Here is a 15,114-nt window from a genome sequence, read left to right as displayed (position 1 = left end):
TGCGCAAGGAATGAAGCCTGCGCAAGCAATAGCACCGCCACCCAACCACCATGAGAAAGGCAAAAAAAACTGCGCGGATCAAGGTTCAGGGGGACGATCCGCGCAGGGCCAGCTCCCTGCCGGCACGGGACACCATGACATGTCCGACAGAAGCCTCCCTGATAGCCTCCGCCGATGACACCCCCCTGAGGGAGGATGCTGCGTTTCCCTGAGGGGTACCTCCCTTAGACCATGCATCTGGTCGTTTTACGTCATTCGGTGACGCCCGCCTCACCCACCGCGGGCGTCACCGGTCGTCGCTGGCTTACAGGCCGGCATCATCCTGCACGCCCTGCACGCCCACGTCGTCACTCATCGGCAGGTCATCCACATCGTCGCTGGAGGCATCGACGACAGGATCGTCCGCCGCCAGCAACAGGCTGCTGGTAGACAGGCTGGCCGCCGCCACGTCGGGATCCCGGGTGAGCTGGAACGAGGCCAGATCCTGGGAGCCGCCGTTGAAGGTCAGCCTGAGCACCTGCACCCCCGCTTCCAGATCCAGGGTCATCGCCGCCGTGTCGACGAAGACGCCCCAGTCACTGGTCACCGGCGTGGCCACGCTGCCCTGCTCGTAGACGCTACCGTCCTGTTCCAGCGAAGCGGTGATGCTGCGCCCGCCGTTGGGACCCGAGGTCACGAAGGACAGGGTGTGGCTGCCCGCCTGCTCCACGTTGATGGTGTACTCGAGCCACTCGCCGTTGTCGATCCAGCCCACAGCGTCGCCCTGCCCCACGATATCCACCGGCGTATCGCGGAAGTTGCTGCCGAACTGCTGCGGGGTCAGCTCGTTGTAGGCCTCACCCTGCTCACCCTCGTCGAACAGCACGGCGTCGAGGGACAGACCATCGTCAGCGTCCACCAGCCAGGCATTGCCTCCTGCATTGAAGGCCTGCTGGCCGTCCTTGGACAGCGAGAAGCCCTGCAGGTCCATGGACCCGCCGTTGAAGGTCAGGCGCAGCACCTGCTCGCCGGCCTCCAGCGTGACCTGGGTCGACGCGGTCTCGACAAAGTTGGTCCAGCTGCCGGTGGGATCCACCTCTACCGACCCTGCCGTCGCGTAAGGCGTGCCATCGCCCTTGGTGAAGCTGGCGGTAATGCTGCGTTGGCCGCCGGCCGTGGTGCCGAGGGAGGCCAGGAAGGCGAGATCATAGGTGCCTGCCTGCTCCACGTTCAGGGTGTACTCGACCCACTCGCCGTTCTCGATCCAGCCGATGACGCTGCCACCACCCGCCAGGTCCACCCCATCGCCACGGGGATTGGTACCCAGCTGTGCCTGACTCGAGTCGTTGTAGGCAACTCCCTGACCGCCTTCGTCGTAGTTGACCGCCTCCAGGTTGAAGTCCGACCCCACCTGCCATGGCGTGCCATCATCGGTAAACGCCGACTGGCCATCGTCCACCGGCTCCACCAGGTCCAGGCTGAAGGAAGCCAGGTCGAGCTGACCGCCATTGAAGGTCAGGCGCAGGACTTGTTCACCCTCTTCCAGGTCAAAGCTCAGGGGCCCGACGTCGGTGAAGGTGGTGAAGCTGCCGGTGTTGGGCAGTGCCACCGACTGATTTCCCGTGTAGAAGGCGCCATCCTGCTCGAACGCCGCGGTGATGGTCTTGCCACCGGCCACCGCCGAGGTCGAGAAGTTGAGCACATAGGTGCCCGCGGTCTCCACGTTCAGGGTGTATTCCACCCACTCGCCGTCGGCGACAAAGCCGATGGCCAGCGACGGGGTCGAGATGTCCACCGCCTCGTCGGAGCGGAAGGCATTGCCGCTATGGGCGCTGTCCGAGTCGTTGTAGGCCACCCCCTGGCCGCCGTTGTCGTAGAAGCGAGCTTCCAGATCCAGGCCATCGGCGCCCACCGCCCAGGCGGTCTGAGTGTCATTGAAGGCGGTCTGCGCGACCGGCGTCGGGTCATCAAGGAAGTTCGGCGTCCCGTCACCGTCATCATCATCGTACAGATCCACCCGGCCGTTGCCGTCGGCGTCCTCGACGCCGGTCGGATCGTACGGCGTGACGTTCTGCACCAGGAAGATGTTGTCGTTGTAGTCGTAGTTCACCCCCGCGTAGTCCTGGATCACGATGTACGTGTCCGCAATCACGTTGCCGTCGGCGTCCTTGGCCACGTACACCCGGATCAGGTGGCCGTCGTTCTCGTCCCAGTTGAGGTTGGCGCCAGGAATGCCGATGGCATCGATGGTGTCCTCGTACAGGTTGGCGTCGGGATCCGACCAGGAGATGTACCCAGGACGGTCGGAGATCTCGGCATAGAAGCCGAACGGATCATCCCGATCCAGGGTCGCCACCGCCAGATTGTCGCCATTGTTGAGGGTGCGCGGCAGCAGGGTCTGACCGTCGGCCTCGTCGTGGGCGATGATCTCGCTGATGTCGCGGCTGTCCACGTCATGGATGAACAGTCGGGCGATGTCGCCCTGGCCATGGTAGGCCGCGAGCTGGGTGATGGTGATCGGCGAGGCCCCATCAGCGCGCTGGAAGAACGGCGCCAGGATCTCGTCGCCGTTGGCTTCCACCAGGCCACCCTGGTTCATCTGCCCTTCGGCAACGTCGGTGGTGTAGCCAAAGGCATTGACGATCTCCTGCACCATCGGCTCCTGGCCACTCTCGGACTGGTTCTGGCTGATACCGGCCAGCTCGATCACCTTCTCGGCCTCATCGGCGTCGCTCGAGCTGATGATCAGACTGGCCTCGTACAGCGAGCCGTCATTGGGGTCATCGGCGATAAAGCGCACCGTGACCTCCACCGACTCACCGGGCTCCAGCACCACGGCGCTGAAGGCCTGGGTCAGCTCGAACAGGCTGGGGTCACTGACCGCCACAGCGTCGATGGTCAGCGCATCGAAGCCGTCATTGGAGAGCGTGATGGTGACCTCGTCATGCACTTCCTGGGCCGCGTTGACGGGGTTCTCGATACGCGACATCACCAGGCGATCGTTGGACGGCACGCCATCGTTGTTGGTGACGGTGAGCGAGCCGCCGGAGACCGGCTTGACGCCTTCGATCACGAACACGTTGTCGTTGTAGTCATAGTTGATGCCTGTGTAGTCCATGATCCCCAGGTAGGTATTGGGAATCACGTTGCCATCTTCGTCCAGGGCCCGGAACATGCGTACCGTATAGCCGCGCTCGATGCCATCGGCATCCGCCGGCGGCGTGCCGCCCCCAGGGGGGTTGAGCGAAGGATCGGTGGACAGTCCCGCCACCTCGATACCGAACACCTCATCGCCGGCCCAGCCATCGGGGATGGTCCCTCTGCCGAAGGTCGCGGTGGCGAAGTTGCCGTTGTTCACCAGCGGCAGCAGGGTCTGATTATTGTCTCCCTGGTGGTTGGAGAAGATGATGTCCTGGCCCTTGTTGCCCGGCGCATGAATGCCCAGCGTCGCCCCACCGTTGCCATGGAAGGCCGCCAGCTGGGTGATCTTGGCCTGGTCCACGCCATCGGCCAGGGACCAGTAACGCGACAGCACCTCGTCGTCGTTCACCGGCCGGTACAGGTCAAAGTCGTTGAGCACCGAATTCTCGCCACCTCCCACGGTGGTCAGTCCAGCGATGCGGTTGCCGAAGCCGAACACCTCCCAGATCTCGTTGACGTTGGGTTCCCAGCCGCCCTCGTCACGGGCCTGCCAGAAGCCGGCCATGGCGATCTCGGCCACCGGCGAGTCGGCGTCGTTGGTGACCAGCCGAATGCGGCCTTCAAACACCCCGTCACCGGCGTCATTGGCAGGCGGCGTGTAGGCGTCGCGGTCGAACAGTACCGTGACCGTCAGCGACTGCCCGGGGGCCAGGGTCAGCCCGTCGAACGCGCCCGGATCGGCCAGCACGAAGGGTCCGTCGATCTGTGCCTCGAGGATATCGAGCGGTTCACTGCCACTGTTGCTGATGGTGACCGTGGCACTGTCCTTGAACTCGCGGTCCGGGTTGGAGGCACCGTTGTTCTCCAGATAGCTGAAGTGCAGCCGGTTGGCATAGAAGGCCGCGTCGCCACTCTGCACCTCGATGTCGGCATTGGCGTTACCCGCCAGCGGCGTGACATCCAGGTAGTCCAGATCATCCGCACCGTCCACGGCGGACACCGCCCGCAGGTTGTACTCGACGCCGGCCTCGAGCTCGACATAGACGCCCTCCTCGCCGGCATCGCCCACCCCCGGATAGGCCAGACTGTCGACGGCCTGACCGTTGAGTGTCAGCGCCAGCGACCCGCCATTGTCGCCACCGGCGTTGGCCGCCAGGTCCAGACGATAGAGGCCATCGCTGTCTACGGTGAAGTAGAAGTCCGCGGTCAGTTCGTTGACGGTGCGGGCGCTGGCGCCATCCTCAAGCTCGATCCGCGCGCCGTCGGACACGTCGGCGTAGACCGGGATGAACACATCGCCGCCATTGTCCGGCACCCGCAGCAGGTCGATGTTCGGCCCCACGGCTCCCGGTGCGGTCAGGGTAATGGTGTTGCTGCCCGCCTGCAGATTGACCAGCACCTCCTGGAAGAACCAGTCGTCCTCGGCGTCATTGCTCTGGCCGACGAAGTTGAGCTGGCCCAGGTCAGTGCCATTGATGGTCAGTCCCAGCGGGCGGTCGGCCTTGCTGGCGGCAAGCGCATAGCGGAAACCGATCTCGTAGCTGCCGTCTTCGGCAACATCCACCGTCCAGGTGATGGTCTGATCGCCGCTGCCATCGAAGTCGACGAAGCCATCGCCGGACGCGTTGCGGTCATCCTGACTCTCCGGCACGAACACGGCACCGCCCAGCACGGCGTCTTCGGCCTCGTAGACGGTGAAGCCCGGCGTGGCGTCCTCCTCGCGCAGGATCTCCAGCTGGTCGATGTTGGGCCCGGTGTCCTGGGTCGCCTGGAAACGCACGGTATTGAGGCCGGCGGCCAGGTCCGCGGTGATGTCCACGGTCAGCCAGTCAGACCAGCGGGCGTCAGGATCGGTGATGCTGGAATCCTGGCTCGGCGGGAAGGACACCACCCCCACCGAGACGTTGTTGACGAAGACCTCCAGCGGGCGATCGATGTCCGAGCCATTGCCATAGCGCACCCGCAGCACCGACTCGCCGGCCTGGGCGGGGTCCAGTTCGAAGCTGAAGGTGATGAAGTCGACGTTGGTGCTGCCGAAGTCGGCATAGCCCCCCGGCACGCCATCGTCATCCACGGTGTTGCCATCCAGGCCAAAGGCGCCGGGACGCAGGCCATTGGGCAGGTTCTGGTTGGTCTCCGGATTGTTGATATCGCGGATCTCGATCTCCGCATCGGCGCCGGTGGCGATGGTCACCGAGGTGCCATCGTTGGGCGTCACGTCCTCGGCCTGAATCGTCAGGACGGTGATCAGGTCGTCGTCCGGGTCCGGATCACCGGGATCGGTGGTGCCGCCCGGCACCGGATCAAGGCGGATGATCTGGCTCTGGCCGTTGCCTCGGTTCAGGGTCAGCAGATACAGCTGACCGGTGGCCGGGTTCTCGATGATATCCAGCGGATCGACGTAGGTGATGACGTTGCCGTCGGGATCGCGCAGCACGTCGTCACCGATGACGTTGCCGTTGGCGTCCAGGGTGATGGAGCGCACGTCGTCACCGCCGGAGTACTCGGTGAACAACACGTTGCCCTGCAGGTTGCCGCCGAACACACCGCTGGTGTATTCCACCGCACCGTTGGGCGAACGGTTCTCGCCCAGCGAATAGACCCCGGCGATGTCATAGGTGCCCTCGGGGTTGGTACCCGTCGGATACTTGTCGACCTGATTGGGATCATTGCCACCGGTGGGGTTGCCACCGTTCAAGATGTATTCGTCGCGCAGCGGGTTGGGATGGCCGTAGTAGCCGCCCTCCTCGATGCGGAACAGGTAGTCATCCTGCTTCTCGACGTTGGTGTAGCGCTCGTCTTCCGGTGTATTCGGATCATCCGGCACGTTGCCGCCGGCGGCCGAGCCGTTGGTCGGCACGTACAGATAGCCGTTGGAGTGCCACACCAGGTCGTAGGCGTTGCGCGCCCCGGTGGCGAAGATGGTCAGCACCGCATCGGGAGCATAGGGGTCGTAGTAGGACTCGAGCACATTGCCGTCGGCATCCTGCACCGTGGCGACGCCGCGATCATCAAACACCAGGAACTCGCCATTGCCCATGGGAATGGGGTCGTCCTTGGGATGGCCGTCCGGATCATCGAAGCGCTGGTTGAGCCCGTTGTCGGGCAGCGGCTCGGTGGTCACGTCGAAGGGGCCATTCGACACATCGCGGGTCGGATCGATCTCCATCACCGCCGCATTCAACAGCCGCTCCGGGCGGTTGCCCCAGGCGCTGTCCGGCTCACCCATGGCCGAGTTGGAGCCCTGGATCAGGTACAGCAAGTGGCTCGGCACATCCGGGTTGGTGTCCGCGTCGTAGTCCGGGTTCACCCGGAACTCCAGGCTGTTGGTGACGTGGTCACCGTTGGAGCGCGGAAGGCCGGTGATGTAGGCCTCGGCGGTGCCGGAGAAGCCGGGTCCATCGTCCAGAGTGATCTTGGTGATGCGACCACTGAAGTCCGGCACCCCGTTGTCACGTCCCGACAGCGGGATCGGGTAGTTATCGGTGATCCACAGCACATTGGGGTCGGTGGGATCGACCACCAGGCCAATGATGCCCCGCTGCTGGGTTTCTCCCGGCTGATCGAAGTAGTCGTTGGGCAGGCTCAGCTCCAGCCGGTTGGACAGTGAACCATCGATGGGGTCCACGTCGTAGCGCAGCAGCTGGCCACTGATGGTGGCGATGTACATGAAGGCGCCGTCGGGGCTCATCTCCAGCGAGGTGAAGCCGAAGGCCCCATCGGCAGCGCCGTTGAGCTCGACCACATCATTGAAGGCCACATCACGGGCCACGATCTCCGGCTCAGGGCCGGTGACGAAGGTGTTGGTGTACTTCTGGAACTCCCGGGTCGGCGCGCTGGCATCATCGTTGGGGCCGCGATCCTGGAAGCCATCGATCACCAGGGTGTAGCTGGTGAAAGGCTTGAGCGACTGGCTCGGCGAGATGGTCAGGGAGTCGAAACCACCGGTGGTGTTGGCATTGAACGTGACCTCCTGGCCGGTCACGGTTTCGAACAGGCGGATGGAGCCATCGGCCAGGCTTTCCAGCAAGGCCCCGCCGCGGCCGTCCACCACCGAGATGCCGACGAAGATATCAGAGGTCGGATCAACGCCGGTGGGGATGCTACCGTCGTCCGGGTCGAGATCCACCTCCACTTCGTTCTGCCCCACCCCAGCGATGGCTCGGGCGTCGGTAAAGAAGGCGTAATCCTCGACCGCCTCGCGTCCATCTCCTGGCGTCAGATCCGGCAACGCCTGGATCTCGATGTACTGGATCTCGGTGTTCTCGTTATCGAGACCCATGGAGTCCAGGGTCAGGCGACCGTCGGTGACCTGAACGATGCGGGTCACCAGGTCGGAGCGCACGCCCTCGGTGTCATCGGCCGGATTGCCGTCTGCCGGGAAGTCGTCCGGGCGGAACGGGGTGAAGGGGTCGTTGAACAGCTGTCCTTCGGCATTGAGCACATTGTTGCTGTCGTAAGGCCCACTGGTATCGCCGATGGAGATGGTGACCTCGTAGTAGCCATCGTCGAGCTCGATCTCCCAGCCGGCGCGCACATAGTTGCCGGGCTGGTCAAAGTGCGCATAGGTGCCCTGGCGCGGGTCGAGTCCGGCGATATCGTCGGTGCGGTCATTCACCGCCACGCTGGTCAGCGAGCTGATATCCAGCGGCTCGGTGCCTGGGTCACTATCGTAGATCGACTCTTCGGTGACCCAGCCATACTGGTGCACCTGGCCATCCACCGTCACCGACTGGGTGCCAAAGGCCTTGCCGTTGTCGGCGATGTAACCATCGGGCACCGCGGTGCCTTCGGGCTGGAAGTTGATCTTCACCGAGAAGCGGTCGCCTGGCTCCACCGGGCGCGGCGGCGCTACGCCGTCACGGCTGACGGTGACCAGGTCAATGTTGGGGCCCGCGGTGCCTTCGTTGGCCAGGCGAATGGTGTTATCGCCGGCCGCAAGCTCCACCTCGATGGTAGTGGTGGTCCAGTTCTCCCAGCCCACCGGGTCGCCGCCGGTGGAAGCGAAGGCCAGGCTGCCCTGGCTCGCCCCGTCCACCAGTACCGTCATCGGACGGTCAGCGCCATTGCCCGCGCCGTTGGCGTAGCGCACTTCCAGGGTGTAGGTCCCAGCCAGGTCCACGCTGACCTGAAATTCCGCGGCGTCGCCCACGTCACCGCCCATGTCCAGATATCCGGCACCGCTGAAGCCATCCCACAGTCCGTCCGCGCCTGCCGCGGCGTTCGTCTCGGGGTTGCTCGGGTCGCGCACCTGGGTATCGCCATCGGCGTCGACGATATCCAGCGCCTCGCCTTCGATGCTGAAGCTGAACGGTGGCTGGGTCACGCCGTCGTTGAAGTCGAATACCACCTGGTCGATGTTCGGGCCGTTCACCGCGCCAGCGGGAATGGTCAGGGTGAAGGTGTTGGCGCCCTCCACCAGCTCCACCGTGACCTCGAGGGTCTGCCACTCTTCCCAGGGCTCGGTGACACCGGTGGCATTGGGGAAGCCTAGCTGGCCCTGGTCGCTGCCGTTGACGGTCAGATCCAGTGGCCGTGGGGCGTCACCGCCGTTGGCGAAACGAATGGTGGCGGTATAGCTGCCCGCCTCCACCGCGTTGACGTTGAAGGTGATCTGGTCACCGGGGTTGGTACCAAAGTCGAGATAGGCCTCGCCCACCGCGCCAGGGCGGTAATTGCCAAAGTCGTCAGGGTTGGCCGAGTCGACCACGCGGGTCACTTCACCCTGGGCGGTGCCACCGACGTCGACGATGTCGGCATCCTCTGCCTGCAGGGTGATCGGCGCTACCACCACAGCGCCATCGTCGTAGCTGACGACCTCATCGACGCTGGCTTCGTTACCTGTTGCGTCGGTGACGATCAGCGTCACCGTGAGATCGCCACTCTGATCATCCAGCAGACCGCTGAGGTCCAGGGTGATGTTGCCCGAGGCATCCGGCGTCACCTCGGTGCGAGTGGCGCCGCCGTCGTAAGACACCTCGACGGTGGTGACGTCGTCATCGACACCCGACACATTGAACAACGCCGTCGCCAGCTGGCTGTCGTCCAGGCTGTCGTCGGCGGCCACGAGAGCCAGATCGCCGTCTTCATCGGCGCTGTCATCGATCACGATGGGCCCACTACCGCCCTCGGTAATCTCGATGCGGTCAATGTTGGGGCCGGTGTTGGCACCTGCCGGGATCGCCAGGGCAATGGTGTTGCTGCCCGCCTCCAGGGTCACCGTGATGGTCTCGAAGGCCCAGTGGTCGAAGCCTTCTTCCGGGCCCGTGCCATCCGGGTCGGTGCTGGCCATGGCAAGCACCAGCGGATCACCACCGTTGATCACCAGATCCAGCGGACGATCGGTATTGGTGGCGTAGCGCACGTTGATGTCATATTGCCCGGCCTGGGCCACATCAATCTGCCAGCTGATGTTGTCTCCGGGGGTGTCGCCAAAGTCCAGGTAGCCGCTGCCGGAGAATCCCGGACGCAAACCGGTGGGCTGGTTGGGCTCCGGGTTGCTGGGATCGCGAATCTGGGTATCAGCGTCGTTGGCATCCACGTCGAAGCTTTCTACCGCACCATCCTCGGCCTGCAGCGATAGCGGCGAGAAAGGCGCTTCATCCACATCATTGACGCTAACCGACACCAGCTCGCTGGTCGTCAGGCCATCGTCGGTGACGCTGACCTCGACTTCGTAGACGTTGTCCTCGTTGGCGTCCACGGCCAGCTCGAAGTCACGGGCCGAGGTGAAGCTGAGCACCCCGGTATCGGGGTCGATGGTAAACAGCGGTGCGTCGATGCCACCGGTTATGGCGAACACCGGTGCGCTCAGCGCGGCGGGCTGACCGTCTTCATCGAGTACCGCGATGGCACCGATCTCGGTCAGGTTCTCGTCCACGTCGAGCGTCGTCTGTGCGATGGATAGGCTTTCGTTGAGGTCGTTGACCGTGATCAGGGTCGCCTGGGACACGCTGTCTTCCCCGTCGCTGACGACCACGGTGACTTCGTAGACGCCGTCTTCATCGGCGTCGACCGCCAGTTCCGCATCGGGCGGGTTGACGAAGCTGAGTACGCCGGTGGCCGCATCGAAACTGAACAGCGGCGCGTCGACGCCTTCCAGGGTCACGCTCAGGGTGTCACCATCCAGGTCGTCCAGGGTGAGCGTCGCGACCGCGCTCGAGTTCTCATCGACGCTGACGCTAGCGCCAAGCCCGGTGATGGTGGGCGCGTTGTTGACCGGCTCTTCAATGCGCTCGAACGCCACCGAGTCGATACGCATCAGCTCGCCGCCCTGGCCACGCAACTCAAGCCCCAGCTGCGAGTCGGCGGTGATCTCGACCGCTGTCTCGAACACGATCGCCTTGCGGTTACCGCTCTGGCCGGCGTTGCCTCTGGCGCCACTGCCCACCAAGGTGCCGAAGTCGTCGCTGAGCACCACGTCGGAGGTCAGGCTGTCACTCGACAGATTGCGAGCCTCGAGCGCCGTTCCATCGATGGACAGCGTCAGCTCTCCCTCTCCGTCGGTTTCATCGAAGACGTACAGGGTGACCCGATACCAGCCTGGCTCGACCCCGGCCGCCGCCAGGTCGGTGCCGATGGCGGCAGGCGCGGTGCTGGTCAGGCGAATCAGCTGGTCGTTGGAGGCACTGGTATTGGCGGTGACGATCAGGTTGGCGGCATCCAGGTCACTGAAGGCTTCCGCCTCGATGGTCACCACATCGCCGATATCGGTACCGGCGATCTGGAAGTCGAGCACCTGGATGGCCGACAGGCCGCCCGGATCGGAGGCCCGCAGCGTCACGCTGAAGGCCCCACCCTCGGTCGGGGTGCCCTGGATCACGCCATTGACCAGCTCAAGACCCGGGGGTAGGTCCTCAACGCTCAGCGTCAGGTCGTCCCCGTCGGGATCAGAGAACAGCACAGCGTAATCCGCCAGGGTAATCTGGACGAAACTTTCGCCTACCTCGCCAAAGAATGGCTCCAGCGCGGCGGGCTCGGCCACCGGCGCGTCGTTGACGTTCTCGATGGTCAGCACAAAGCTGTCGGAGGTCTCGAACTCCCCGTCGTCGGCGAACAAGGTAACGGTATAAACCCCCGGTACCAGGTCATCCAGGCTGCCGCCCAGTACGCTGCCATCGATGGCAAGGCCAGCGGCGTCGACGGGCGCGCCGTCGCTGTCGGCCACCTCGAAGCGATAGCTCAGGTCGTCGCCATCGGCGTCTTCGAAGGGCAGATCCACCTCCAGCGTTGCGCCCTCGTCCAGCACCAGGTCAGCGACGCCGCCTCCGACCACCACTGGGGCCTGATTGGTGTCCACGGTGGTGGCTTCGCTTAGCGTCACATTGGAAAAACGCGCACTGCCCTTGGCGCCAAGGTCATCGTCATTGACGAACACCAGGGAGTCGATGGTCGAGCCGGCCAGGGACGACAGGTCGATGGTGAAGGTCAGAACGCCATCGCCATCATCATCGGTGCCTTGTCCCCGCAGGTCGATAAAGCCCTGCTGGGTCTGGGTGCCGCCCAGCTGGAACAGGCTGCCGCCACCACCGAAAGGGTTGTCGTCCGGGTCGATACCGACGGCGATGATCTCCGATACCGGGGAGCTCGAGGCGTCCAGTTCCAGGGTCAGCTGTGTATCCGCGGTAATCTGGTAGTTTTCGCCCAGGGCCACCCGCTTCCATACGTTATCGGTCAAGGCCAGGGTCGCTCCTGCATCCTCCGACGCTGCGCCAGTGCCTTGGCTGGGGTTGTCCTGATTGCCGCCGTAGGACGTGATCGGCCCCGCGGCAAAGTCCAGCGTCAGCGGAGCATCGCTATCGTCTTCCAGGGTGACTTGGGTGGAGGTAGTGGCTTCGTTGCCGGCGAGATCGGTCACGTACAGCACAATGGGATGACTGCCGCCGCCCAGACCGGACAGGTCAAGCTGCAGGCTGTCGCCATCAACCCCGACCGGGGTGCGCGTGGCGCCGCCATCCAGGCTGACCTCGACGCTGTCGGCGTCAGCATCGAGCCCAGCCAGGGTGAAGGTCACGGCGGCACTATCCGCCTGGGCCACCGGGTCTGCCGGGCCGCTAAGCGCCAGATCGCCGCCTTCGTCGGCGGTGGTATCCAGGGTCAGGGCCAGCTCGCGAGTCCCACGGTTGCCATAGGCGTCCATGACAATCAGGGTGGCCGACAGTGGACCGTCGGCTTGACCGGAAAGGTCCAGGCTGAAGGCACCGCTGGCGTCCGGAGTGACCTCCTCTACATTCACGCCGTCATCGAAGCTTAAGCCCACGTAGACGATATCGTCATCAAGCCCCGCGACGGTAAAGGGCACAGCGTCGACGCTTGCGGCGTTGACCACACTGTCAGGCGTGGTAAAGGCCAGGTCATCGCCCTCGTCCCCTTCCACATCGCCCACCGGGCCGGAGCCCGCCGTGGTCAGCTCCAGCCGGTCGATATTGGGGCCGCTGCCGGCGCCGCTGGGAATCGCCAGGGTGATGGTGTTGTCGCCCGCCTGCAATGCCACCGTCTGGGTCTGATAGGACCACACGTCAAAGCCTTCCGGCGCTTCGTTGGTGGCATTGGGGTCGGTAGTGACGAAGGCCAGGGCGCTGGCGATACCGCCGTTGACCGCCATGTCCATGGGCCGGTCGCCGTTGCTGGCGTAGCGGAAGTTGAGGTCGTACTGACCCGCCTCGGCCACGTTCACGGTAAAGGTCAGGCTGTCGCCGGGCACGCTGCCGAAGTCCACATAGCCGGTCCCGGAGTAGTCGGGACGCAGGCCCTGGAAGCCGGTCCCGTCCTCGGGATTGGCCGGATCACGCACCAGGGTGCCCGCATCGTTGCCAGCGCCAAGCTCGGCGTCTTCCGCCTGGACCACCTGGGGCGCAATGTCGGGCCCGGTGACCGCGGCGCTGACCAGCACCAGCTCCATCTTGTCGATATTGGGGCCATTGGTATAGCCGCCCAGGCGCAGGGTGTTGCTGCCGGCGGCCAGCTCGACCTCTACCGTCTCGACCGTCCAGCCTTCCCACTCGCTCTGCAGGTTGCCGCCGCTCGTGCTCGGGCGGTTGGCCACGGCGATATCCGCTTCGGTATCGTCCGGGTAGTAGACCGGCTCCAGGGTCGGCGCAAAGTCAAAGGTGGCCAGGGTGGTGGTGCTACCGCCGTCGACCAGCATCAGGTCCAGTGGACGGGCGCCGGACGTCGCGTAGGTGATGCTGATGGCGTAGGTGCCAGCGGTGGCGATGTCCAGGGTAACGTCGGCAGTGGCGTTGGCATTGCCAGAGGCCCAATCCAGATAGGCTTCTCCTTCGGCACCAACCCGGAAGGTCTCCAGACCGCTGGTGAAGCCGGCGATGGTGTCCAAGGTCGCCACCCGGTTGGTGCCGCTGTCTTGCGCGTCTTCCGCCGGAGACAGCTGCATATCTTCGCCCTGAATCACGTAACGGTCAGGGTCCGGTGCGGTGATCTCGAGATAGTCGATGTTCGGCCCGCTGGCGCCGTTGGAGGTCAGGGTAATCGTATTGGTGCCCTGCTCCAGGGTCAGACGCACCGGCTGGGTCAGCTCGAAGTTGGTGAAATCGTCGCCGGTGGAGGTCAGGTCGAACATGCGGTCGAACAGCTCACCGTTGACGTCCAGGCGCAGCGGGCGATTGCCGGCGCCCATGGCGTAGCGCAGCACCAGGTCGTATTCACCGGCCTCGGGCACGTCGAAGGTAAAGGTCAGGCTCTCGCCGCCGGCCACCCCATTGCCATAGTCCACGTAGGCATTGCCCTCGGCGTCCGCCGCGTCCGGGTTGGCTGGATCATCCACCACCGCGATGCCGGTATCTCCGGTGATACTGGCCGATGCGCCGTCGCTGGCATCATCGTCTTCGGCCTGGATGCGCAGCGAAAAGCCCACGGGGGCTGCCAGGGCCACTATTGCCGGGGCCGCGGCCGCTGCAGGCAGGGTGTCTGACGAGGGGGCTGACGAGCTGTCTGGAAGGCTGTCTTGAGAAGCGTCTTGAGAGGCACCTGAAGCAGGCCCTGAGGACGCTGCGGCAGAGCCCGCCACCCCTGACGCGCTGTCCATGTCAGCGCCATCGCCTCCCCCGTCACCATCGCTGGCGCCCGCCTGCGGGCCGTCGACATCCTGCGCTGACGATCCCGGGTCGTCGCCCACGGCTGGGTCGATTGGCTCAGGGTGGCTTGCTACAGGGTCGGTGGAGCCTTGCTCTGCTCCATCATCGGTATCGGCCTCGGCGTCCTGCACCAGCACTTCACGCAGGGCGGCAACACCGGGGAGCAGCGCTCCTCTGGCGTCGAGCGCCTCGATCATCATCCCCAGCTTGCCAATGGGGGGCGTCGGCAATTGCTCGAACACAAAGGGTCTTTCGAATTTCTCGAAGACGCTTCTCGCTCCTGACGCGTCTTCCCATGTCATGCGCACGGCCGCGACAGCCTCTTGCCAGCGCCCGGGATGGGGCGCCACCACTACGTCATGCAACTCGAAATCTTTATTTAGGAAATGCGCCTTGTCTTCCAGGCGTTTTTGAAAGGACTTGCGACCGCGACCAACAAATGACATGGAAAACATGAGCTGTCCCCTGACGATGATATCGGATGATCAGTCCTTGACGAACCACATTTTATTGTCGGCATCCACTGCCAAAGCTTGGTCTTATTTGCGACTACCCTTGCATTGCCGAGGTAACGAATGATTCCGCGATTCGCGAGAACATCCTTTCCTCTTTCTGGTGCTCTTCCGGCCTTACCCTTGCCGACCACACCCTTGGAACCCACCCCATGGAGAAAAGCTGTCACTCAGCACTATGTTCCAGTAGCCATGCTCCACTAGCCTCTATGCTCCGCTAGCCTCTATGCTCCACTAGCCACCGTGCTCGAAACAGCAAAACTCATAAGATGTAGCCCACCTTCACTGATTCTATAACCCCATCGACATACAGCAAGATTTTTTTGACAGCGCTAACGCTAACGCCACTTAGCCTTCAATAAAGGAAGATATGCTACGCTCAAATCATT

1 protein-coding gene is annotated in these 15,114 nt (G+C 64.0%); it reads right to left on the bottom strand.

The window, feature by feature from the left end; translation table 11 throughout:
* Nucleotides 1-304 precede the first annotated feature (304 nt).
* The gene (locus KUV72_RS10475; RefSeq protein ID WP_222238266.1) at nucleotides 305-14,668 is read right to left on the bottom strand and encodes a carbohydrate-binding protein; all 14,364 of its coding nucleotides are present in this window, start codon (nucleotides 14,666-14,668) and stop codon (nucleotides 305-307) included.
* Between the last annotated feature and the right edge of the window lie 446 nt (nucleotides 14,669-15,114).

This window comes from Halomonas sp. DP4Y7-1 (assembly GCF_019800705.1).
Taxonomy (GTDB): domain Bacteria; phylum Pseudomonadota; class Gammaproteobacteria; order Pseudomonadales; family Halomonadaceae; genus Halomonas; species Halomonas litopenaei_A.
Note: the sequence above shows the minus strand (reverse complement) of the source record. Positions and strands in the feature narration are given on the sequence as shown.